The organism is Pseudomonas sp. BSw22131 (assembly GCF_026810445.1).
GTDB classification, from domain to species: domain Bacteria; phylum Pseudomonadota; class Gammaproteobacteria; order Pseudomonadales; family Pseudomonadaceae; genus Aquipseudomonas; species Aquipseudomonas huanghezhanensis.
In genome coordinates this window covers 1,132,331-1,154,803 of the sequence record NZ_CP113949.1, presented here as the reverse complement: position 1 = coordinate 1,154,803, position 22,473 = coordinate 1,132,331, and the positions used below count along the sequence as shown (strand labels likewise).

Genomic DNA, 22,473 nt, shown 5'->3' with positions numbered 1-22,473 from the left:
CACCATCGGCCGAAAAAAGCGCCCTTTCCGGTACGAAAGCAAAAAGCGCTTTCGTCACACCCGGGAGGACGCCTGGCCAGCTATCTGAGCCTAGCAGCAGAAATCAGTGGTGATGACCGCCTTCGCCGTGCACGTGACCGTGCGCGACTTCTTCTTCGCTGGCATCACGAATGTCCACGATCTTGACCTGGAAATGCAGGCGCTGACCGGAAAGCGGGTGGTTGCCGTCGACAGTTACGTCGTCGCCGTCCAGGTCGCGGATGGTCACAATCTGCATCTGGCCATCCGGTGCGGATGCATGAAACTGCATGCCGACTTCCAGCTCGTCAACGCCTTCAAACATGCTGCGGCTCAGGGTGCTGACCAGTTCAGCGGAGTATTCGCCATAGGCATCTTCGGGTTCAATGGCAACCTTCAGTTCTTCACCTGCTTCCTTGCCTTCCAGCGCCTTTTCCAGACCCGGGATAATGTTACCTGCACCTTGCAGGTACACCAGCGGCGCGCCGCCGGCAGAACTGTCGATGACCTCACCAGCGTCATTGGTCAGGGTATAGTCGATGGAGACAGCCTTGTTGGCGGCGATCGGCATGGGGCGAGACCTTTTGCTTGAGAATTTAGAACGAGCAAGTTTAACCAAGCCCTCGCGCGAAAGCGAACGCAACTCAGACGGACGGCCCCGATCACAATCGGCTAAAAGCTTCACCGTGGCTGGTGTGCGCGCGATGCAGATAACGATAACCTTGTGCCCCGTTGAGACGCTGCGATTGAACAGCGTCCTGTTATCTCCGGTCGACTCATTGGCGAAACACGCCCCGGCCCTTGCACTGCTTTATTCGAGAAGCCCGCATGCAGACTTTTTTTATCGCGCCCACAGACTTTGGTGTGGGCTTGACATCCATCAGCCTTGGGCTGGTCCGAACCCTTGAACGCGCAGGGCTCAAAGTCGGCTTTTTCAAACCCATCGCCCAGCCGCATCCGGGCGACACCGGCCCCGAGCGGTCCACTGAACTGGTGGCCCGCACCCATGGCCTGCAGCCGCCAAAGCCACTGGGACTGGCGCATGTAGAACGCATGCTCGGCGACGGTCAGCTCGATGAGTTGCTCGAAGAAATCATCAACCTTTATCAACAGGCAGCCGTCGGCAAGGACGTACTGATTGTCGAGGGCATGGTGCCGACGCGCAGTGCCAGTTACGCCGCTCGGGTCAACCTGCATTTGGCGAAGAGCCTGGACGCCGATGTGATTCTGGTCTCGGCACCGGAAAACGAAGTGCTGACGGAACTGTCGGGACGCGTAGAGTTGCAGGCCCAGATGTTTGGCGGGCCCAAAGACCCGAAAGTGCTGGGTGTGATCCTCAACAAAGTGCGCACCGACGAAAGCATGGAGGCTTTTGCTGCACGTATCAAAGAGCACTCCCCGTTGTTGCGCAGCGGAGATTTCCGCTTGCTGGGCTGCATTCCGTTTCAGGCCGACCTCAACGCGCCGCGCACTCGTGATGTCGCCGAACTGCTCGGTGCTCAGGTGATCAACGCCGGAGACTACGAACAGCGGCGCATGTCGAAAATAATCATTTGTGCACGCACCGTGCTCAACACCCTGCAATTGCTCAAACCAGGGGTGCTGGTCGTCACACCGGGCGACCGCGACGACATCATCCTGGCGGTGAGTCTGGCCACCTTGAACGGTGTGCCGCTGGCCGGCCTGCTGCTGACCAGTGACACGCTGCCCGACCCGCGCATCATGGACCTGTGCCGCGGCGCCCTGCAGGCTGGACTGCCCGTATTGTCGGTGAGTACCGGCTCGTACGACACGGCCATGCTGCTGAACCAGTTGAACAAGGAAATCCCGATTGATGACCGCGAACGGGCGGAAATCATCACCGATTTCGTCGCCAGCCATCTGGACGCCAACTGGCTGCACCAGCGTTGCGGTACGCCGCGTGAGCTGCGCCTGTCGCCAGCCGTGTTTCGCTATCAGCTGATTCAGCGCGCGCAAGCGGCGAACAAGCGCATCGTGCTACCCGAGGGCGCCGAGCCGCTGACCGTGCAGGCAGCCGCCATATGCCAGGCGCGTGGCATCGCACGCTGCGTTCTGCTGGCCAAGCCGGAAGAGGTGCAAGCCGTGGCCCGCGCTCAAGGTATCGAATTACCGCCCGGGCTGGAAATCCTTGACCCGGACGTGATCCGCGAACGCTATATCGCGCCCATGGTTGAACTGCGCAAGAGCAAGAGCCTCAACGCGCCAATGGCCGAGCAGCAACTGGAAGATCCGGTGGTGATCGGCACCATGATGCTGGCGCTGGATGAAGTGGACGGTCTGGTGTCCGGGCTGATTCACTCCACCGCCAATACCATTCGCCCCGCCCTGCAACTGATCAAGACCGCGCCGGGGTGCACGCTGGTGTCTTCGGTGTTCTTCATGCTGTTCCCCGATCAGGTGCTGGTGTACGGCGACTGCATCATGAATCCGCACCCAACGGCCAGCGAGCTGGCGGAAATTGCGGTGCAGAGCGCCGACTCCGCCGTGGCGTTCGGTATCTCTCCGCGTGTCGCGATGATCAGTTATTCCAGCGGCAACTCGGCCAGCGGCGAAGAAGTCGAGAAGGTCCGTGAGGCTACGCAACTGGCCAGGGAAACTCAGCGCGACCTGTTGATCGACGGACCATTGCAATATGACGCTGCCGCCAATGAAACCGTTGCCCGGCAACTGGCGCCGGACAGCGTGGTGGCTGGCCGGGCCAATGTGTTTGTGTTCCCTGACCTCAACACCGGCAACACGACCTACAAAGCCGTGCAGCGCAGTGCAGACTGCGTGAGCCTCGGCCCGATGCTGCAAGGCCTGCGCAAACCGGTGAACGACCTGCCACGGGGTGCTCAGGTGGATGACATCGTCTACACCATTGCACTGACAGCGATCCAGGCGGTCAATGGCAGCGCAGAACCCCGGTAGCCGGGGCGCTGACATATTCGTTCCACACAATAAAGCCGCCGGGCAAACACCGGCGGCATCGGTCTTATCTGGAGTCTGACCCACCATGGATTTTCTCCCCGCACCCGTGCGCGGCGTCATCGCCTCGCTATTGTTGGCCCTCAACACCATCGTGTGCTGCACGCCGCTTTTTATCGTGGCGATCTTCAAGCTCTGCCTGCCCTTCCCGGCTGCGCAGAAGCTCACCGACTGGCTGATGAGCCACATCCATGAAGCCTGGATCAGCAACAACAAGGGGTGGATGAACCTGATGGACCACACCCGGTGGCACGTGACCGGGCTCGAAGGGCTGGACTACCAGCACTCGTATCTGGTGACCAGCAACCATCAGAGCTGGGTCGACATCATGGTGTTGCAGTACATCCTCAATCGGAAGATCCGTCCGCTGAAGTTCTTCCTCAAACAAGAGCTGATATGGGTGCCGGTGATCGGTCTGGCGTGGTGGGCGTTGGGCTTCCCGTTCATGAAGCGATACACCAAGGCGTATCTGACCAAACACCCGGAAAAGAAAGGCAAGGACCTGGAAACCACGCGACGCACGTGTGCGAAGTTTCGCAACAATCCGGTGGGAATCTTCAATTTCGTCGAAGGCACGCGCTTCACTCAGGGCAAGCACGACCAGCAGCAATCGCCCTTCAAGTACCTGCTCAAGCCAAAGGCCGGCGGCATCGCTTTTGTACTGGACGCCATGGGCGAACAACTGGAATCCATCGTCAACGTCACGATTCACTACCCGGGCGGTCAACCAGGCTATTGGGACTTGCTGTGTGGCAACGTCAATGAGGTCGTGGCGCATTTCGAGGAGATAAAAATCCCACAGCAATTCATTGGTAAAAGCTACGACCAGGACGGCGAATACCGACTGGAGTTTCAGCGATGGATTAACCGGTTGTGGGAAGAGAAAGACGCGTTGTTGGCAAAGATGCATGAGCAGCAATACGCGACGAAACGCTGATGTGACCTGTAGGACCGCGCTTGCCCGCGATTGCATTTTGTCTATGACGGATGCATCGACTGACACACCTCAATCGCGGGCAAGCGCGCGCCTACAGAAAACGAAGCGGGATTACTGCTGCTGATACTGCTGTCCAGGAATCGGCTTCAAGTTGACCTCAACGCGACGGTTCTGCGCACGACCGTTTACGTCGGCGTTGCTGGCAACCGGCTGATCAGGACCAGCACCGCGTACCGACAAGTGCGAACCGTCAACACCTTGCGACGTCAGGTAAGTCGCCACGCTTTGCGCGCGCTGCTGGGACAAGTCCATGTTGTGCTGGCGGCTGCCGGTGCTGTCGGTATAACCCACGATCTCGATCATGTTCTGGTTGTACTGCTTGAGCGAACCAGCGAGGTTGTTCAGCGGGGAGTAGAAGCTGCTCGCGATGGCAGATGAGTCGGTCGCGAACGTGATGTTGCCTGGCATCACCAGCTTGATCACGTCGCCCTGACGCTGCACCTCAACCCCGGTGTTGGCCATGCTCGCACGCAAGGCGGCTTCCTGCTTGTCTGCGTAATAACCGTAACCCGCCGCACCTGCACCGACCACGGCAGCACCGATCAACGCGCCTTTGCCTCGGTTGTTATGGTCGATGGCAGCACCGGCCAAAGCACCGGCCAGCGCGCCTAAACCACCGTATTTAGCGGTTTTGCTAACGCCGCCGGAGTTTTGGGCCTGGCCTTGGTTGTCGTAGGGGTTGGATTGGGTTGCGCAACCGGACAGCAGCGCAACGGCCGTGGCGGCAATGATCAAACGGCGAGAATTCAACATTAAGACTGCTCCTGATTTCGCTGTATGCGGCACAAAATTCTTTGCCTGGCCAACGAACCATCCGCCTGGCCATGTGCGCGTTTAGAGCGTGACATTAGGGGAAAATTCCTTAACCGCACCTGAACAGCGATGACCCGCTGATAAGACATGCCCCCCATCATGACGCCTAGCAACGCCTTTCTCAAACCGACGAGCGGGCATCTGCCGAATGCCAGTGAACTCAAACTCCACCTGCTATCGCCGATAAATTCAGACGAAAGACACCTATATTCACTCTTGGGGACCTGCAGATAGTGGCATTCAGCAACTAATCTATACGGCACATGTGCCAGCTGTATCGATGTCGACTCAACACTCGCTCCCTGAGACACGCCTTATTTGTCCTTGCTCGTCCGGCACAACGCCAGCGACGAATTGACCACAACTTCGGTAGAGCCACTGATGCTGAGAAAAATACTGGTTTGCGATTTGACGGTTGGCATGTACATCCACGAATTCTGCCGGCCATGGGTCGATGATCCGTTCTGGATCAACAACGTCGAATCGCTGCTGCAAGACGCTGCCGTACTTGAACGCATTTGGCAGTCCTCTACCACCGAGGTGTGGATCGACACCGCTCGTGGTTTGCAACCGAGCGTCAACTCAGCCGCGGCCGCGCCTGGGACCCAACAAGAAATTCCAACGGTCAGCGATGCTTCGCCGTCAACCATGAATGAGGAATTGGCGCGCGCCCGTATGATTTGTGGGCGGGCCAAAGCTGCGGTCATAGCCATGTTCAGCGAGGCCAAAATGGGACGCGCCATTCAGTCCGAAGACGTCGACCTGATGGTGGAGGAAATCTCGAACTCCGTAATGCGTAATCCTCATGCGCTGATCAGCCTCTCTCGCCTGAAAACGTCGGACGAGTACACCTACATGCATTCGGTGGCTGTGTGCGCGTTGATGGTCGCACTGGCACGGCAGATGGCGTTGTCAGAAGCTCAGGTGCGCGAAGCGGGCGTCGCGGGGCTGATGCACGATGTCGGCAAAATGATGATCTCCAACGCCATCCTCAATAAGCCCGACCGGCTGACACCCGATGAATTCGAAACGATGAAATACCACCCGGAAGCGGGGGTAAAAATTCTTCAGGAAAACCATCACATGACGCAGGCTGTGAAGGACGTTTGCCTTCACCATCACGAGAAAATAGACGGCACAGGGTATCCGCATCACCTCTCAGGCGACCAGATCAGCGTGTTTGCGAAGATGGGTGCCATCTGTGACGTGTACGACGCCGTGACCTCAGAACGGCCTTATAAAAAAGGATGGGATGCGGCGTACTCGATTCGCGAAATGGCGTCATGGAAAGGCCATTTTGACCCCATGGTCTTTCAGCACTTTGTCCGAACAGTCGGCATTTACCCGGTGGGCGCACTGGTGCGTCTGAAAAGCGAGCAACTTGGCGTGGTCATCGAGCAGAGCAGCAAATCGCTGCTCAAGCCGGTCGTTAAGGTGTTCATGTCCACGCGCACCCGAATGAATGTCGAGCCGGCAGTCATAAACCTGGCGCACCCGGACACCAGGGATGCCATCGTCAAATTCGAGCTGGCCCAGGATTGGGGAATTGGCAACGTGGATGCTTTGTGGTCCAAATCTTCAGTGGGTTAATTAAGCACCTGTTGAAGCGACGCTTGGCCGCGCAATTAACGACGCGCAGTGTCAGGCACATCAGGACGGCAGCTTCGCGGGCAAGGCTTGCTCCAACAAGCGGGTGTTACACCGCGACAAAATGCCCATCCCCGAGCGCCTTGAACTGCTGGGGCGGCATCACAAAACCTTTGCCCTTGATGGGGCTCGGCTGCTCGAACTCTTGAAGCAGCGCCTTGAAATCACGCTTGCGGTCGACGTCCGGCAATGGCACAGCGCTGAGCAACCGCTGGGTGTAAGGATGCTGCGGATTGTGCAGCACTTGATCACGCGGACCGATTTCGACGATCTGGCCGCCATACATCACCGCCACTCGGTGACAGATGCGCTCAACCACGGCCATGTCGTGAGAGATGAACAGATAGCTCAGTCCGTGTTGCTGTTGCAGTGATTCGAGCAAGTCCAGAACCTGCGCCTGCACGGAAACGTCCAGCGCCGAAACCGACTCATCAGCAATGATGACCTTGGGGTTTAGCGCCAAGGCGCGGGCGATGCAGATGCGCTGGCGCTGACCGCCGGAAAACTGATGCGGGTAACGCTGCATGGCGTCGGCGGGCATCCCCACCTGATGCAGCAATTGGGCGACCCTCGCCTGCCGGTGTGCGGCCTGCATTTTGTCGTGAATCAACAGCGGCTCGCCCACCAGTTCAAAGATGGTTTTGCGTGGATTGAGCGCCGCGTACGGGTCCTGAAACACCATCTGGATGTCGCGGCGCACGGCTTGCAAATCCGCGCCGTGCAAACCGTTGAGCTCTTTGCCGGCCAGCTTCACGCTGCCCTCGAAAGCGATCATGTTCATCAGCGCCTTCCCGGTGCTGGACTTTCCGCAACCACTCTCGCCCACCAGGCCCAGCGTCTCACCGTCACGCAGTTCGAAATTCACCTGCTCGACCGCATGTACCGTCTTGATTTCCTCGAACCAGCCCACGCGTAACGGGAAGCGCACGCTGAGGTCTTTCACCGCCAGCACCACGGTTTTTTCACTGAGGTCTTCGGGTTTGCCTGCGCTGCCCAGCACCGGCACAGCGTCCAGCAGCTTGCGCGTGTAGGCGGCCTGCGGCTGGGTGAACAGCTGACGCACCTGCGCGTGTTCTTCAGTACGGCCATGGTTCATCACCACCACTTCGTCGGCCATTTCCGCGACCACGCCCATGTCGTGGGTGATCATCAGCAGGCTGGTGCAGTAGACCTTCTGCAGCTCGCGCATGAGTTCCAGAATCTGCGCCTGAATCGTCACGTCCAGCGCCGTGGTCGGCTCGTCGGCGATCAATACCTTGGGCCGGCAGAGCATTGCCATGGCGATCATCACCCGCTGACGCATCCCGCCGGACAACTCATGGGGGTATTGGGTGAGGCGCTTTTCAACCTGCGGCATGCGCACCGAATCGAGCATTTCCCTGGCGCGACGCTTCGACGCCTGACGATCAAGCGGTTCGTGTCGGCGAAGGGTTTCGTCCATCTGCTGGCCGACGGTCATCAGCGGGTTGAGCGAGGTCATCGGCTCCTGAAAGATCATGCCGATGTGCTTGCCGCGCAGCAGTTGCAGCTCGCGTTCGGGCAGGGTGATCAGATCGCGGTTGTCGAAAATGATAGCGCCGCCGGGCACTTTCGCAGCTTTGGGCAGCAAGCCCATGATCGCCAGCGACGACAGCGATTTGCCGCTGCCCGATTCGCCAGCGATGCACAACGTCTGACCTGCACGCAGCGTAAAGCTAAGCTCATCGACCACTCGCCGTGGCGTGGCGCCGTGGCCGATGTCGATGTCGATGCTCAGGCGCTCGACCGCCAACACCGCCGGGGGAAGCTGATCACTCATTGCAACGCCTCACGCAAACACGATTTTCGGGAAGTAGAACGACACCACCCAGTTGGGCAGATCGACCACTTCACTGATGCGCAAATCCCCACACACCGAACACAACATGTACGCCTGCTCCGCTGGCATGTGGTGCTCGCGGCAAAGCCAGTCGATGGTGTTGCTCAACGCCTGTCGTGCCGCCTGCATGAGGTCAGGCCCGATGCCGGTGAAAGCTTCGTAGCCTGCGCTGTCGAGGTGACGGGTGACCGGGCCTGGCGTGCTGAAGCGCGGGCTCGCAAGCGGCGTGGATTTGATCAGGTCGAGTTTGACCACCACGTCCATCTGGCTCTCGATCGCGGTGCCACAGACCTCGCCATCGCCTTGGGCCGCATGGGTATCGCCGATGGAGAGCAGCGCACCGGCCACTTCAACCGGCAGGTATAACGTGGTGCCCGCAGACAAGTCGCGGATGTCCAGATTGCCGCCTACACGGCGCGGCGGCACCACTGAATGCAAACCTGATTCAGCAGGCGCCAGGCCGATGGTCCCGGCGAATGGCTTGAGCGGTACTTTGGCGAACTCACCAAAAGCGGCCGGGGCCAGCGTGTCTTTGTCGTAGTGCCACAGCGTCAGCGCCGGGTCTTTGAATTGGTCGGCCAGCAAGCCGAATCCGGGGATGTTCGCGGTCCAGCCAAAGCCGCAAGGCTTGAAGCTGTCGAGGGTGATCTTGAGGATGTCGCCGGGCTCAGCGCCTTCGACGTAAATCGGCCCGGTGACGGGGTTGATCTTGTCGAACGACATGGTCGCGACATCATTGGCGGTGGAGTGTGGCGTGAAATAGCCGTTGGAAGAATCCAGGCATTTGAACTCCAGCATCGCTCCCGGCGCGACGGTTTCCACCGGGGCGAAACTTTTGTCCCAACCGAAATGGCTGTTGATGCTGTGAATGGTTTTGACCAGGCAGTTCTGGCACATGACACCGTTCTCCGATATGGGGTGTTTCGTTTGGTAGTCGACATACAGCCCTGTATGAGCGCGCTGGCCCGCGATAAATTTGCCAGGCGATACATCTCGTTTAGATGTACTGGCCTCTTCGCGGGCAAGCGCGCTCCCACAGTTTTGTGCCTGACTCCTTTGCGCGCTCGACCCTGTAGGAGCGAACTTGTTCGCGAGGCGATTTACCTGACACGACGCAAAGGCCTCTGGCCAAAAGTGGCTCCTACAGGATCAGCGTCATCTATAGGCCGCTTTTATTTGATCCAGATGTAGTCGTAGTTCACAGGCACATGGACCGGGTCGACGTACAGGATGTCGGCGCCGCCCATACGCGATGAGCGCACGGTGAAGCGCTGCTCGTTGAAGACCGGCACCCACGGCGCGTCAGCCATGACATCGGTGAAGATCTTTTTCCACAGCTCGGTGCGTTCTGTCTGCTGCTCGGGTTTAGCCATGCTGTCAGCCTTGGCCGCATCCGCGTCCAGCTTCTTGTTGCAGTACAGCGACCAGTTCCAGCCACCGTCCACCGCGCCATCACAACCCAGAATCGGCCCGTAGAAGTTGGAGGGATCCGGGAAATCCGCAATCCACGCCATGCCGCCTGACCACACCATCGGCGCCTGATCTTTCGAGCTGCCGGCTGCAATCACGTTGGCTTGGGCCAGGGATTTGATCTGCACCTTGATGCCGACCTTCGCCAGATCCTGCTGGATCGACTGCGCGATACGCGGCTGCGGATCGGTATTCATCACGTACAGCTCGGTCTCGAAGCCATTGGGATGCCCGGCTTCAGCCAACAGTTTTTTCGCGGCTTCGACGTCATACGCATAGCCCTTATAGGACTTGTCGTAACCCGGCATCGCAGGCGGCAAAGGCTGATTAGCCGGCACCGCACGCCCGTTGATGATGCGCACGATGCGATCTTTGTTGATCGCCATGTTCACGGCCTGACGCACCTTGAGGTTATCGAACGGCGGCAAGGTGGTTTTCAGCGTCACGTAGCCGGTGTGCAACTGGTTGCCGGTGATCATCAGGCCTTTGTATTTCGGGTCGTTCTTGAACTCGAGGAACTTGGCTGGAGGCACGCCGTCGCCAGCAATGTCCACTTCACCCTTTTGCAAGCGCAGCAGCGCGACCATCGGGTCTTGCCCGACTTCGAAGGTGATGGTGTCCAGGTGCGGCAGGCCAGGCTTGTTGTAGTTCGGGTTTTTCTTGAAAACGATCTGCTGACCGAGCTTCCATTCCGCCAGGCTGTAAGCGCCTGACCCCACGGGATGCTTGCCGAAATCGGCGCCCCACTTCTCGACTTCCTCCTTGGGCACGATGGACGCAAAGTTGATCGCCATCACGTGCAGAAAGGTCGCGTTGGGCTGTTTCAGCGTGATCTTGACGGTGTAGTCGTCGACCACGGTCACTCCGCTCAAATGCTCGGCCTTGCTGGCCGCCATGTCTTCGTAACCCACGATGGCGTTGAAAAATCCGGCGCCGGGGCTCTGGGTTTTCGGATTGACGGTGCGCTCAAAAGAATACTTCACGTCGCTTGCCTTGAGCTCGCGGCCGTTCTGGAACTTCACGCCCTTCTTCAGGGTGAAGGTGTATACGGTGCCATCGTCGGAGATGGTGTAGTTCTCGGCCAGATCCTTCACCAGTTCGGTGGTGCCGGGCTTGTAGTCCATCAACCCGTCGAAGAGGCTTTTGATCATCGACCAGTTCTGCCAGTCGTAACCGATGGCAGGGTCCAGCGTGGCGACGTCGTTCTGATACGTGATGACCGCCGAACCACCGTTTTTGGCGTCGGCGTCGATGTCATCGGCCAGCGCGGCTGCGCTGAGCCCGAATCCATTGAACAAGGTGGCCGCAATGGCCAGGGACAGTACTTTACGCTTCATGCTCCAGCTCCCCTTTGGTAAACAGTGTGTCGCTCAGGTTTTAGTGTTTTTTCACATCGATACGCGGGTCGACCAGGGAATGATCAGGTCGGCCACCAGATTGCCGAGCACGATTGCTACCGCCGAAACCGTGGTCACGCCGACAATCACGGGAATATCCACTTGCTGGATCGCTTGCCAGGCGAGCTGGCCGATACCCGGCCAGCCAAACACCGACTCCACCACTACCAGCCCGCCCATGAAGATGCCGATGTCGATGCCGATCATCGGGATGACCGGAATGATCGCGTTAGGCAGTACGTGCCGCAGTACCACACGCACGCGGCTCAACCCTTTGGCCCGGGCAGTGCGAATGAAATCCTGGTGCAGCACCTCGATCATCGACGAGCGCACCATGCGCGAGTACCAGCCGCTGCCCAGAATCCCGAGTGTCAGCGCGGGCAACATCAGGTGTTCGACGCCACCATATCCGCCCAGAGGGAACCAGCCCAGCTGCACGGCGAAGAAGTACAAAAACAGCATGGCCGCGATAAATTGCGGCGCCGACACGCCGACAAACGAAAGCGCCATCAGCAGCTTGTCGGCGAAGCTGTCCCGACGCAGCGCCGCGATCACGCCGAGGGTGATGCCGATCAACAATTCAAAGCCGATACCAGCCGCCATCAACTCCAGCGATGGCCGCAAGCGCGAGCCGATCAGCTCGGTGACGTTGGTGCGCTGAATGTACGAACGCCCCAGATCACCTTGCAGCAGGTTGCCCAGGTAGTTGGCGTATTGGTGATAGAACGGCAAGTCCAGCCCGAGCTGGGCACGTATACCCGCCACCACTTCCGGTGTGGCGCTGCGTCCGGCAATTTGCCGCGCCGGATCTGCTGGCAGCATGAACAGCAATAGATAGGTGATGAAGGTCACGCCCAGCAAAATCAGCAGGGAGTAACCGATGCGACGACTGATGAAGGCCAGCATTCAGCTTCTCCCTTGCAGCGTGGGGTCGAGTTCGTCGCGCAAGGCGTCGCCGACCAGATTGAACGCCAGCGACAGCAGGACGATGGCGATGCCAGGGAAAAACACCAGCCATGGCGCGGAGGTGAAGTACGTCTGGCTCTCGAAAATGATGTTGCCCCAGCTCGGCGTCGGCGGCTGTACGCCTACCCCGAGGTACGACAGCGTGGCTTCCAGCAACACGGTGGTCGAGATCCCCAGCGTCGCCCACACCAGAATCGTCGGCAGCAAATGCGGCAACAGGTGCGAGAACAAAATGCGTAACGAACTGGCGCCCAGCGTTCGCTCGACCGCAACGAAGTCCCGTGCGCCAAGGGCAATGGTTTCGGAGTAGATGACGCGGGCGATCTGAACCCAATTCACCATCGCAATCACCAGCGCAACGATCCACACACTGGGCTGGAAAATCGCCGACAGGGCAATCGCCAGCAACAACGCCGGGAACGCCATCATCAGGTCGGTGAAGCGCATCAGGATGCTGCCGATCCAGCCGCGCAGAAACCCGGCCGTCAGCCCTACCAGGGTCCCGATCAACACCGCCATCCCGTTGGCCACCAGGCCAATGAACAGCGACGTACGCGCGCCATAGATCAAGCGTGAAAACAGGTCTCGACCGAGCAGGTCAGTGCCCAGCCAATACGCTGAATCAGGCGCCAGCGGTGCGCCCTCCATCGACAGCCCTTCAACGAATTGCTCGGAAGGATCGTAGGGACTCATCCAGGGCGCAAAAATGGCGAAGACCACCACCAGCGCGATGTACAGCAACGACAACGCAACGGCAGGACGACGAATCAGCGCACGCATCACACTCATGTCCACATTCCGCCTTGCTGGGGATGGTCAGCGGCAAGGTCTGCACACAGGTCGTCAATGCTGCGGTTGAGTTGCATCGACAAGCCGCGCAAGCGCTCGTAGGCGTCGCGCTCGCTGAGCTGATGATCCGTCATCAATCGCGCCAGCGCCTGTGCCAGCAATGGCCGCGCATCAAGACGCCGTTGCAGCGCATCGATGGTGCGGGCATCAGCGTCGCGGCGTTCGTGCAAACCGATTGCCATCATCAGCGTGGTGTAAACCGAGCTTTGGGTGATGGGTTTGTTCAGCAGCGCAGTGGCGCCTAACCCGATGGCGCGCTGCACCTGCGACAGCGTTTCATGAGGGGTAAGGGCGACGATGGTCACACCGGCCACGTTGAGGCGTTGCAGCAGATGCGGACTGGCAAAATGTTCGAGCTCGACGATGGCCGCGAACACACCTTCCAGCGAGTCGGCTGCATCGTTGCCCAGCGCCAGCGCACTGATGCCCAAGCGGTTCAGGCTTTTCTCAAGACTGGCCAGCGTGCGCGGCTCGCAGTCCACCAGCAGCAATCGGCTCTGTTCGAAATCCGGACGCTTGAGCAGACTCATTTTTTGACGATCCTCAAGTGAGGCAATGGCGCCACGGCGCGCAGCCGATGAAATTCGCGCAGATCGGTCGATGTCAGATACGGGTCGGCAGGCAACGCCAGGTTTTCGCTGTGCAGCACCACGAAACGGCCCTCGCTCAACTCCGCTATGCGGCACGGCAGACTGCTGTGATTGTTGCGCCCGGAAATTTTCAGCCGCCCCAGCACGCTGTCTTGCGCGTGGGCGTAGAGGTAACGGCAAATATCTTCGGGCTCTTGGTTACCCGCGTTGTGCAGGGCCTCGGCAAACAGGTGCAGCGCAACATACATTCCGGTGTAGTAATGCGAGCAGGGCCGCTGCCCGTGCTCTCTGAACTGGCGTTCAGTGAATGCATCGTCAACCCCTTCAAAGAACGGGCCGCAGGACAACAACCTGAGGTTTTTCATCTCGCCCACCTCGCCCAGCTCCGCCTCGGTCAGGTTGCAACTGAGTACCGGGAGGACCATGTCGTGCTCGACACACGCGGCATCCAGCTGATGCAAAAACGCGTAGGTCGATTCGCCCACCAGGTTATTGAGGATGAAGGAAGGCTGCTCGGTGAGCAGAAACTGAACCAGATCACTGAAATTGGTCGAGCCCATGTGCACGTATTTTTCGCCGACCACGTCGCCATGGGCCGCCTGCAATACCTCGCGGGCAATGCGATTGCTTTCCCAGCCCCAGATGTAATTCGAGCCCACCAGCATCGCGCGCTTGCCAAACGTGGTCAGCGCATAACGCAGCAGCGGGATCAGCGTCTGGTTGGGGCAACCGCCCAGGTAGAGCACGTTTTCACTGCTCTAGAAACCCTCATACGGGCAGGCGTACCACAGCAGACTGGCGTTCTGCTCAAGGTCCGGAATGATCTCCTTGCGACTGGCCGACGTCGTGGTGCCGAACAGATGCCGGATGCCACTGTGCATCAGCGACACCGCGCCTTCGTTATACCGATGCAGATAACCCTGCGGATTGATGTGCGTGGCCTTGAGCTCAAAATCGTAGTCACAATGCCGATTGATTTCGGCCAGCGCGTGCTGAGCACCCGCCAGACCGTGCTGTCCCATGCGTTTGTAAGTCCCGTCGGTGGAAAACAAAAAACCCACCTCAATCGTGCGTCGCATCAATGCCACTCCGACAAAAGCCGCTGCAATAAAAAAGCCCGACCCACCGGTAATCCGGTCGATCAGGCTTCATCACCTGGCGCTATGCGCTGAATGTAAACAAGTCTTAACGGCCGTGACCGAGCTTGAGTATGAATCCTTCCATGGAAAAAGCATGCCATCTCCCTTGATCACGCCGCTAAAGGCGTTGGCGACTGCCCCTTGCCAGGAAGTGCCCCTTTATGAGGCCGAGCGTAGCCGAAGTGCCCCGAGTTCGTGCGAATTTTCTTCAGCCGGGTAAGCGGTTTGGCTGCTTTGAGTTCTGGCCCTACGGGGCAATGTGCTGTGACGCAAGGGAGATGGCGCTCCGAAATAACCGAGGCTAGCTTCGACCGCAATAAAGAAGATTTTACAAAACCATGACCTGCTACACCGATCACAAGATTTGGCAGGACGTGTATCGGCCCTGGGTTGCGGATGGTCAGCTTTACCTAAAGCTGACTGTCACCGATAACGTCCTCGTCGTGTCTTTCAAGGAATGCTGATATGAAATGCCCAGCCTGTTCGCATGAGTTAGAAAATGAGACTGCTGACCAGCCCTATACCTACAAGGGATGTTCAACGGTGATACCTGCGGTAGCCGCTCAGCACTGCCGCCATTGTGGTGAGGCCGTTCTGGACAGTGAGGAGTCGGCACGCGTCAGTGCGCCAATGTTGAAATTCAACAAGCAGGTCAATGCGTCAATCGTTGACCCTGAATTCATCGCAAACGTGCGCAAAAAGCTCGACCTCGATCAGCGCGAGGCGGCGGAAATATTCGGAGGTCAATGCATTTTCACGGTATGAAAATGGAAAGACCAAACCCCCACTCTCTCTGGTCAAGCTGCTTCAAGTTCTGGATAAACACCCGGATCTGCTTGCAGAGATAAGGATTCAGTGAAACCGCAACGGCACTCAACACCTGACAGGCATAATCCCGGCCCGCATTCCGAATGGCTTGAACACTTGATTGAGCGTTTGGAGGGTCGGGTTACGTTTCTTCAACCCAGCAGCCCCATCTCCTGCGCCCTGGCCACGGCCTGTGTTCTGCGCTCTACGCCCAGCTTGCTGTTGATATGGCTGGCGTGGGTCTTGACGGTGTGCAGGGAGATGAACAGCCGCTCGCTGATTTCCTGATTGGAGCAGCCTTGGGCGATGAGTTGCAGGACGCTCATTTCACGTACGCTCAGTTGGTCCGTGCAGTGGGAGGTTTCTGCACTGTCTCGACTGACAATGGACGGCGGCACGAGGGTCAGTAAAAACTGCACGAGCAGGCACGGCTTACGCGGCAGCAGTTGCTCGCGCAGCCAATCGGGGTGTTGCTTGATCAGGCGCTGGAACGGCAGCAGTGCCCCGCCGGTAGCCGATTGCAGGGCGCGATCCAGCAGCGGCCTGGCCTTGGATTCCTGCTGAGTACTCAGCAAAAACAGGATGTGCTGATTGAGCGCGGTCAGGCCGAGCAGATTCGCACCCGTTAGCTGTGAGCCTTCCTCGAGACGCTGCAAGCGCGCTGCAGCTTCGGTCTTGCGGCCCTGAATATTGTCCAGAACGGCTTGCAACAATTCGATGTTCTGTGGCAATTGCGGGTGGCACTCGGGCGCTGCGGCGGCGTGCTCGCCGCTGTAGGTCTGCCCCAACCGCATCAGCCAGGCTTCGGCCAGATCGATACGACCCTGAGCCAGCCACAGCTCGCATTTGACCAGCGTGATCATCGCCAGATAGTAGATCGGCGGGACGTCCCAGATGTGCATCAATCGCTCGGCTTCGGCGAGTTCGGCGAAGGCTTCGGCAAAGCGCCCTTCCCGCCCCTCGAGCCCCGCGATCACGCAATGCCCTATCAGCACGCTGATGTCGCGACACGCACGCGCTTCGGCAAGGCCTGCGGCCAGTCGCGCACGCCCGGTTTCGGCCTGCATGCACAAGGTCAGCAAGTGACCTTCGTACAACGTCAGGCGAGCCCGCACCGCATACAGCCGCTGCATCGACAACCCTTTCAGGCGCTGCTGTCCCTGGCGGACTTCTTCCAGCGCTCGGAGAATTTCGCCCCTCGCGTGCAAGACACGGGCGCGATCGTAGTGGGCCAAGGCTTCAAATAAAGGATTGGCGACCCGTTGCGCCAACTCGAGTGCATCGCGATTCAGCGCCCTGGCGCGCCACAGATCGCCATCGGCAATCGCCAGATTAGCCAGCGTGGACAGACACAACAGGCGCTGGCCGTAGCGTTTGTGCGGCAAGCTCACCAACGCTTCGCTGCAGTAGCGCTCGGCCTTTTCACTGTCGCCACGCCCTCGCGCAATGATGCCGCTGAGTGCGAGCCATTGCGCGAGCATGGACTTTTGCGCGGTGGCCGAGGGTGCGGGCAAAAACCGGCTCAGGTGATCGGCGAGTTCTTCGGCGGCATCCAGCTGGCAGGCCAGCCCCAGCGCCCAGGCGTAGAGGACGATCAACCGCGGGGTGCTGATCAACAAACTGTCAGGCAAGTCCATTTTCCAGCGCAGCAGCATGCCGACGTTCTGCTCGGCCAGCAGCTGTTCTTCGGACAGGTTTTGCACCAGGTTGGCGGCGACATCCAGATGGCCCGCTCTGAGCGCCTGCTCAATCGCTTCGTCCAACAGGCCCTGCTCACTGAACCAGCGACAGGCATTAAGGTGCAGGCGGGTTTGTTGCGGCCCCATGTGAGCCCCGGCGCGCGCGCGCAACAAATCGGTAAACAGATGGTGATAACGAAACCAGCGACCGCCTTCGTCCAGCGGCACCAGAAAGACCTGATGCGCCTGGAGGTAACGCAGCATCTCGGCACTGTCATGGCTGTCGCGAGCGGCGTTGCACAGTTCGATGCAGAAGCGCTCCAGACACGCAGTGTCATAAAGGAACGCCTGGACATCGGTCGGTAAGCAGTCGATGACCTCCTCCAGCAAATAGTCGCGAATCAGCCCTTCGCCTCCGTTGAGGGCGCGCGGCAGGCTGTTGTCTTTGCCCTCTTCAACCGCTGCGAGCAACCAGAACCGCAACCCGGCGACCCAGCCTTCGCTGCGCTGGACCAACGTGTGCAGCGTGTCTTCGCTCAACGAATTGCTGTGCTGGTCAAGCACCGCGATCGACTCGGCATCGGTCAGGCGCAAGTCCTGCTCGGTCAATTCCTGCAACTGGCGCGACAGCCGCAGGCGCGCCAGATGCCAATCCGGACGCTGGCGACTGGTCACCAGTACGATCATGCCCGCCGGCAAATGATTGAGAAAAAACTGCAGACAGCGATCCAGCACCGGACCTTGCGCCAAGTGGTAGTCGTCGAGCACCAGCAGCAAAGGCTTGCTCAACATAAGATGCATGGCGAGCTCATCGAGCAGGCCATCGAGCCATTCTTCGAAGGCAAACGGTTGATGCCGCTGGCGCATTTTCAAGAGACTCAGCGCCTGGCCACCCAATTGAGGAAAGAACTGTTGAAGACCGGACAGCAAACGCTCAAGAAAACGTCCCGGATCGCTGTCGCGGTGGCTCAACCCCAGCCACAGGCTTTGCCACTGCTCGGGCAGGCTTTGACAGAACTCTACCGCGAGGGAGCTTTTACCGAAGCCGGCAGGGGCGCTGACCAGGAGCAGTCGACCCGACAAACCTGCACTCAGCCGCTCGCACAGGCGCGGACGAGGCACATAGTTTTCGGGTAACGGGGGACGGAAGAATCGTCCTTCCAATGCAGTGACCGCGTGACTTGCGAATCCCTGCAAACGCGACAGATCAGTCATAGCCGGCTCTTATTGAAAGTGCTTGTTGTTCGGCAGTCAGATGCAACCGAGACTAGCGGCTAAGTCAACGCTTTTGAAGGATGTACTACGAAAGACTGTAAGAAAAGATCTCTAATTGGCGTGGCGAATGATCATCTATAGCTGTTGGACAGCAATCCATGAACCGATAGGAGCGCACTTGTCCGCGAAGCCTTTGATTCTGACCGAAGGCCTTTAATTGCCTGCTTCTGCCCGAAGGGCGTAGGAGCGCACGAGCAACGCGAGGCCGCGATGGGCTGCGAAGCGGCCCTGAACCGGACACCCAGTTGCACCCGATACACCGCGTGTACAGGTTTACTGCCGGTTACCGGCAGATCGTCAGCAAGCTGGACTCCCACGCCCTGCGGGCAGAATCAACGGCAATACTCAAAGCTCCGATTGCCCGCTTCTGCCGAAAGGGCGCGATGGGCAGAATCAACGGCAACACCCAAAACGCGATTGCGTGCCAATGAAAAACACCCCGACCAATCGGGGTGTTTTCTTTTTGCACCATGGGGTTCAGCCATAGGGTGGGACGGCGCAAGACTGCGGTGCACTGCAGCTGTGATCAACGATGCACCCATTGCGCCTGTTCGGTTACGCCATTAACGCACGCCGTCCTGACGCAGGGCGTTGGGCTGGAAGTCGCTGGTCGACGCCGTAAAGCCGAAGTCGTAGGCGCGTTTCTCTTCGTTCTTCATACCCAGCGCCAGGTAACGACCCGACTGCAGGTCATACAGGGCTTCGAGGGCGTACCACGGCACTTGTTTGTCGTAGTAGTTTTCGGCGTGCGCCTCAGCTACGCGCCACAGTTGACCGCGACCGTCGTAATGATCGATTACGGCTGCCTGCCAGCTGTCTTCGTCAATGAAGAAGTCACGCTTGGCGTAAATGTGGCGCTGGCCTTCCTTCAAGGTCGCGGTCACGTGCCACACACGGCGCAACTCGTAGCGCGTCAGGTCCTGGTTGATGTGACCAGCCTTGATGATGTCGGCGTACTTGAGTTTAGGATCGTCGAGTTTGTAGCTGTCCGAGGCGATGTACAGCTCCTGCTTGCCGATGAGTTTCCAGTCGTAACGGTCAGGAGCGCCGTTGTACATGTCCAGGTTATCGGACGTACGCAGCCCGTCAGCCGCTGTGCCCGGACCGTCGTAAGACACTTGCGGTGCGCGACGCACGCGACGCTGGCCTGCGTTGTAAACCCACGCCGAACGCGGTTCCTTCACCTGATCAAGTGTTTCGTGAACCAGCAGCACGCCACCGGCCAGACGCGCCGGCGCGGTCACTTCCTGCTTGAAGTAGAACAACACGTTGCCAGGGTTTTTCGGGTTGTAATCCTTCATTTTGTCGCGGAAGACGAACTGATCGCGGAAGTACACCAGGCTGAACGAGCCATTGGTTTGCGGCGTGGCCTGGGTCACCAGACGCGTCACGCTGCCACCACGATAACGGGTGATGTGGTTCCAGATGACTTCAAGACCGCTTTGCGGAATCGGGAACGGAACGGCGGTTTCGAAGTTTTCCAGCCCGTTGCCACCGGAAACCAGTTTGGTGTTGGTGGCGTTTTTCTTGATCGAGGCAAACACGTCGGCTGGCACAGTTGCGCCGCGATGCGAGGGATAAACCGGCATTTTGAAGGTGTCGGGGTAACGCTTGAACATCGCGTATTGCCCTGGCGCCAGCTTGTCTTTGTACTGCTCGACGTTTTGCGCGGTGATGATAAAGAGCGGCTTTTCACTGGCGTATGGATTGGCCAGGAAACCACGGTCGTCCACAGCGCCGGCGTTGGTCGGCAGCGGCGTCCAGGCTGGGATGGTGTTGTTGGCATTACCGGCCTTTTCCGCACCCATCGGTGTCAACGTGGTGCCCAGTTTCGCAGCTTCGGAATCCGACACCGCAGCCATCACGCCGGTCGCCAGCAATGACAGGCCCAGCACACCGACTTGCAGCAGACTCTTTGTTATTTTCATGTTCATGTGCGTCCTTAGAAGTTCATGCCGAAGCTCAGCGCTACGAAGTCACGGTCATCCACGGTGGTGTACTTGCCGTCGAAGAAGTTGGTGTAGGAAAGGTTGGCCGTGTAGGTGTTCTGGTACTCGGCATCCAGACCCAGGCTGACCGCTTTACGACCTTCTTCAAAGTTGCCGCCAGGGCCTGGCGAGTAACCGCTGACGTCATGCGACCAGGCCACGCTCGGCTTAAGGTTGATACCGGCGAACACGCTGTTGTAGTCCCAGATGGCGCGGGCGCGGTAACCCCAGGAATCGGCCGTGGTGAAGCCGTCGTTTTCGCAATAACGGGTCAGGTTGTTCTGTGCAGCGCCCCCAAGCGTACTGGCGTTGAGCGTCTGGCATTGCCCGCCCGGCAACGGACCCGGGCCATAGCTTGGGTCACGGCCGTAGCGCAATTTGGAAGTGCTTTCCAGCCCGCCGACGTGGGTCCAGCCCACCTCGCCCACCACGGTCAGACGTTCCGCGCCCATCACCTGATCAAAGAAGTGCGTCAGGGTGGTTTGCGCCTGAGTGATTTCCTTGCGGTGATAACCGGCCTGATCGGTATTCGGACGGCCTTGCAACAGCGATACGTTAGGGTTGAGCGGCGACAGACCCGAGTAGAGGATGTCGGTGGTGTTGAGCTGAACCGGCGCGTTCGGACGATAGCTGACCTCGCCGCTCCACGCGGTGCCGGTGCGCAACGTGGTCGAGAAGCTCAGGCCATACAGGTGAATGTCTTCGGGGTATTCGATGTAATAGCTGGAGTTGCCAGCCACCACCACGGGCAGCAGCGTGGGCGCCAGTGCCGCTGCTACACCGCGCGGCACACCATTAGCCGCCAAGCCGCCGACCAGCCCGGCTGGGCTGTAGGCACTGGCTGGGCCGCCGCGACCGCTGAAGATCGGCAGACGGCTGTGGTAATTCATGAAGTAGCCACCAAATTCGGTGTCCAGCGGCTCGAAGTTGTAATGCACCGCAAGACCATACTGGCCGCTGTCACGTGCATCGCGGTCAGGACCACGTGCAACGATGGCGCCTTCGTCCGGGCTGCCAAAACTCACGCCGCGTTGAGCGAGCGTATTCTGCACGGGAGTTCGAAGTGCTGCTGGCAAGGCACTGTTCAAACCGTTGCGAGTGCGCAATACCGCCAGGTTGTTATTGCAGCCGTCTGAAATCACGTCCGGCTGCGAGAAGAAGGTGCCGCAGTTATCGGTAACGGTCTGGTCCCACTCCAGCTGATAGAAACCTTCAGCCGACAGGTTCTCGGTGATGCTTTGAGACAGGTAGAACATGTTGACCGGAATCAGGCCTTCCTTGATTTCCGAGCCTGGACGACGGAACGCCGACACGTCGACCGGGTTGATGCTGTTGATGCCGCCCTGAATGAAGGTACTTTCACCCCAACTAACGACTTGCTTACCAAAACGCACCGAACCTGGCTCATCGCCAATGGAATAGTTGTGGTAAATGAACGCGTCAAGCAGTTGCCCGCCAGATGACTTGGCGCCCTCCTTGCGGTTGGAGTCGCTGATGTCCTTGAAGTCGCGGCCTTCGTCTTTGAGCTCGAAGTCATACCAGTACTTGCCCCGGATAAACACGCCGGTGTCGCCGTATTTCAATTCAAGGTCGTGGATGCCCTTGAAGATCTTCGAGAACGTTTCGCCGCTCTTGAAGTTCAGGTGGCCATCATCGGACGTCTGTGAAAGGCCATGCCCGCCATTGTTGGAACCGATGAGGTTCTTGTTGGCGTTCTGGGTTGACCAACTGGCGCCCACGGAGAGCGAGGAGTCGAAGTTGCCTTCGATTTCACCGATATTGAAACTGACGCCGAATGCAGGGCCGGCGAGCGTAGAGGCGAGACTGACGGCCAGAGGCAACTTCGCCCGGCGCCAGAACTGGTTTGCTGATGTCATCGACGCTACTCCATGTGCTTTTATTTTTATGGCAGTAAGTGATCCCGGAAACGACTCAGGCAGATGAATCCGCAGGGCCTGGTTTTCGACGCGCTTCGGGGCAGTCCATATGAAA

Annotated in this window: 14 protein-coding genes and 4 pseudogenes; 6 read left to right on the top strand and 12 right to left on the bottom strand. The window is 58.9% G+C overall.

Annotated elements, in window-relative coordinates:
* Positions 1–103: 103 nt before the first annotated feature.
* Positions 104–589, bottom strand: a complete 486-nt coding sequence (locus tag OYW20_RS05115) for an FKBP-type peptidyl-prolyl cis-trans isomerase (protein WP_268799645.1) — start codon at positions 587–589, stop codon at positions 104–106.
* Between OYW20_RS05115 and OYW20_RS05110 the strand changes: the two are divergent.
* From OYW20_RS05110 to OYW20_RS05100, 3 genes and pseudogenes are all read left to right on the top strand, one after another.
* Positions 558–674 (top strand): annotated as a pseudogene (locus tag OYW20_RS05110) (DUF3565 domain-containing protein); the annotation flags it as partial. The gene OYW20_RS05115 and the pseudogene OYW20_RS05110 overlap by 32 nt on opposite strands.
* A 172-nt stretch (positions 675–846) precedes the next feature.
* Complete coding sequence (gene pta / locus OYW20_RS05105) at positions 847–2,949, top strand: phosphate acetyltransferase (protein WP_268799644.1); 2,103 nt, start codon at positions 847–849, stop codon at positions 2,947–2,949.
* Positions 2,950–3,034: 85 nt separating this feature from the next.
* Positions 3,035–3,943, top strand: coding sequence for an acyltransferase (locus OYW20_RS05100; RefSeq protein ID WP_268799643.1), 909 nt, complete (start codon positions 3,035–3,037; stop codon positions 3,941–3,943).
* Between the two features lie 111 nt (positions 3,944–4,054).
* On the opposite strand, the gene OYW20_RS05095 is transcribed toward OYW20_RS05100, so the two are convergent.
* Complete coding sequence (locus OYW20_RS05095) at positions 4,055–4,756, bottom strand: OmpA family protein (protein WP_268799642.1); 702 nt, start codon at positions 4,754–4,756, stop codon at positions 4,055–4,057.
* A gap of 441 nt (positions 4,757–5,197) precedes the next feature.
* Here OYW20_RS05095 and OYW20_RS05090 point away from each other — a divergent pair, with 441 nt between their 5' ends.
* Positions 5,198–6,406 (top strand): HD-GYP domain-containing protein, encoded by a 1,209-nt coding sequence (locus OYW20_RS05090; protein ID WP_268799641.1) that lies wholly within the window; start codon positions 5,198–5,200, stop codon positions 6,404–6,406.
* Positions 6,407–6,512: 106 nt separating this feature from the next.
* On the opposite strand, the gene OYW20_RS05085 is transcribed toward OYW20_RS05090, so the two are convergent.
* The 7 genes and pseudogenes from OYW20_RS05085 to OYW20_RS05055 all read right to left on the bottom strand — a co-directional run bounded on the left by OYW20_RS05085 (position 6,513) and on the right by OYW20_RS05055 (position 14,615).
* Entirely contained in the window at positions 6,513–8,261 is a 1,749-nt protein-coding gene (locus tag OYW20_RS05085; protein ID WP_268799640.1) for an ABC transporter ATP-binding protein, read from the bottom strand.
* 9 nt (positions 8,262–8,270) lie between these two features.
* Positions 8,271–9,218, bottom strand: a complete 948-nt coding sequence (locus OYW20_RS05080) for an acetamidase/formamidase family protein (protein ID WP_268799639.1) — start codon at positions 9,216–9,218, stop codon at positions 8,271–8,273.
* A gap of 275 nt (positions 9,219–9,493) precedes the next feature.
* Positions 9,494–11,128 (bottom strand): ABC transporter substrate-binding protein, encoded by a 1,635-nt coding sequence (locus OYW20_RS05075; protein ID WP_268799638.1) that lies wholly within the window; start codon positions 11,126–11,128, stop codon positions 9,494–9,496.
* 51 nt (positions 11,129–11,179) lie between these two features.
* Positions 11,180–12,094 carry an ABC transporter permease gene (locus OYW20_RS05070; protein WP_268799637.1) on the bottom strand — a complete coding sequence of 305 codons (915 nt, stop codon included), beginning with the start codon at positions 12,092–12,094 and terminating at the stop codon, positions 11,180–11,182.
* Positions 12,095–12,943 (bottom strand): ABC transporter permease, encoded by an 849-nt coding sequence (locus tag OYW20_RS05065; protein ID WP_268799636.1) that lies wholly within the window; start codon positions 12,941–12,943, stop codon positions 12,095–12,097.
* Complete coding sequence (locus tag OYW20_RS05060) at positions 12,940–13,533, bottom strand: ANTAR domain-containing response regulator (protein ID WP_268799635.1); 594 nt, start codon at positions 13,531–13,533, stop codon at positions 12,940–12,942. The genes OYW20_RS05065 and OYW20_RS05060 overlap by 4 nt, the downstream gene beginning before the upstream one ends.
* Positions 13,530–14,615 (bottom strand): annotated as a pseudogene (locus tag OYW20_RS05055) (transporter substrate-binding protein). Before OYW20_RS05055 ends, OYW20_RS05060 begins: the two are co-directional and overlap by 4 nt.
* A 443-nt stretch (positions 14,616–15,058) precedes the next feature.
* On the opposite strand from OYW20_RS05055, the pseudogene OYW20_RS05050 reads away from it, so the two are divergent.
* Positions 15,059–15,196, top strand: a pseudogene (locus tag OYW20_RS05050) (type II toxin-antitoxin system MqsR family toxin); the annotation flags it as partial.
* Position 15,197: 1 nt separating this feature from the next.
* Positions 15,198–15,522 (top strand): annotated as a pseudogene (locus OYW20_RS05045) (type II TA system antitoxin MqsA family protein); the annotation flags it as partial.
* A 169-nt stretch (positions 15,523–15,691) separates the two neighbouring features.
* On the opposite strand, the gene OYW20_RS05040 reads toward OYW20_RS05045, so the two are convergent.
* From OYW20_RS05040 to OYW20_RS05030, 3 genes are all read right to left on the bottom strand, one after another.
* Positions 15,692–18,433: a LuxR C-terminal-related transcriptional regulator gene (locus tag OYW20_RS05040; protein WP_268799634.1), complete on the bottom strand. Its 2,742-nt coding sequence runs from the start codon at positions 18,431–18,433 to the stop codon at positions 15,692–15,694.
* Between the two features lie 623 nt (positions 18,434–19,056).
* The gene (locus OYW20_RS05035) at positions 19,057–20,421 is read right to left on the bottom strand and encodes a DUF1329 domain-containing protein (RefSeq protein ID WP_268799633.1); all 1,365 of its coding nucleotides are present in this window, start codon (positions 20,419–20,421) and stop codon (positions 19,057–19,059) included.
* Between the two features lie 14 nt (positions 20,422–20,435).
* Positions 20,436–22,358, bottom strand: coding sequence for a DUF1302 domain-containing protein (locus tag OYW20_RS05030; protein ID WP_268799632.1), 1,923 nt, complete (start codon positions 22,356–22,358; stop codon positions 20,436–20,438).
* Positions 22,359–22,473 lie beyond the last annotated feature (115 nt).

Bases quoted from the DNA above. Each gene is read 5' to 3' on its own strand.
- OYW20_RS05090 (WP_268799641.1), top strand. From the start codon at position 5,198: ATGCTGAGAAAAATACTGGTTTGCGATTTGACGGTTGGCATGTACATC.
- OYW20_RS05070 (WP_268799637.1), bottom strand. From the start codon at position 12,094: ATGCTGGCCTTCATCAGTCGTCGCATCGGTTACTCCCTGCTGATTTTG.
- OYW20_RS05085 (WP_268799640.1), bottom strand. From the start codon at position 8,261: ATGAGTGATCAGCTTCCCCCGGCGGTGTTGGCGGTCGAGCGCCTGAGC.
- OYW20_RS05065 (WP_268799636.1), bottom strand. From the start codon at position 12,943: ATGAGTGTGATGCGTGCGCTGATTCGTCGTCCTGCCGTTGCGTTGTCG.
- OYW20_RS05095 (WP_268799642.1), bottom strand. From the start codon at position 4,756: ATGTTGAATTCTCGCCGTTTGATCATTGCCGCCACGGCCGTTGCGCTG.
- OYW20_RS05040 (WP_268799634.1), bottom strand. From the start codon at position 18,433: ATGACTGATCTGTCGCGTTTGCAGGGATTCGCAAGTCACGCGGTCACT.
- pta (WP_268799644.1), top strand. From the start codon at position 847: ATGCAGACTTTTTTTATCGCGCCCACAGACTTTGGTGTGGGCTTGACA.
- OYW20_RS05115 (WP_268799645.1), bottom strand. From the start codon at position 589: ATGCCGATCGCCGCCAACAAGGCTGTCTCCATCGACTATACCCTGACC.
- OYW20_RS05035 (WP_268799633.1), bottom strand. From the start codon at position 20,421: ATGAAAATAACAAAGAGTCTGCTGCAAGTCGGTGTGCTGGGCCTGTCA.
- OYW20_RS05030 (WP_268799632.1), bottom strand. From the start codon at position 22,358: ATGACATCAGCAAACCAGTTCTGGCGCCGGGCGAAGTTGCCTCTGGCC.
- OYW20_RS05075 (WP_268799638.1), bottom strand. From the start codon at position 11,128: ATGAAGCGTAAAGTACTGTCCCTGGCCATTGCGGCCACCTTGTTCAAT.
- OYW20_RS05060 (WP_268799635.1), bottom strand. From the start codon at position 13,533: ATGAGTCTGCTCAAGCGTCCGGATTTCGAACAGAGCCGATTGCTGCTG.
- OYW20_RS05080 (WP_268799639.1), bottom strand. From the start codon at position 9,218: ATGTGCCAGAACTGCCTGGTCAAAACCATTCACAGCATCAACAGCCAT.
- OYW20_RS05100 (WP_268799643.1), top strand. From the start codon at position 3,035: ATGGATTTTCTCCCCGCACCCGTGCGCGGCGTCATCGCCTCGCTATTG.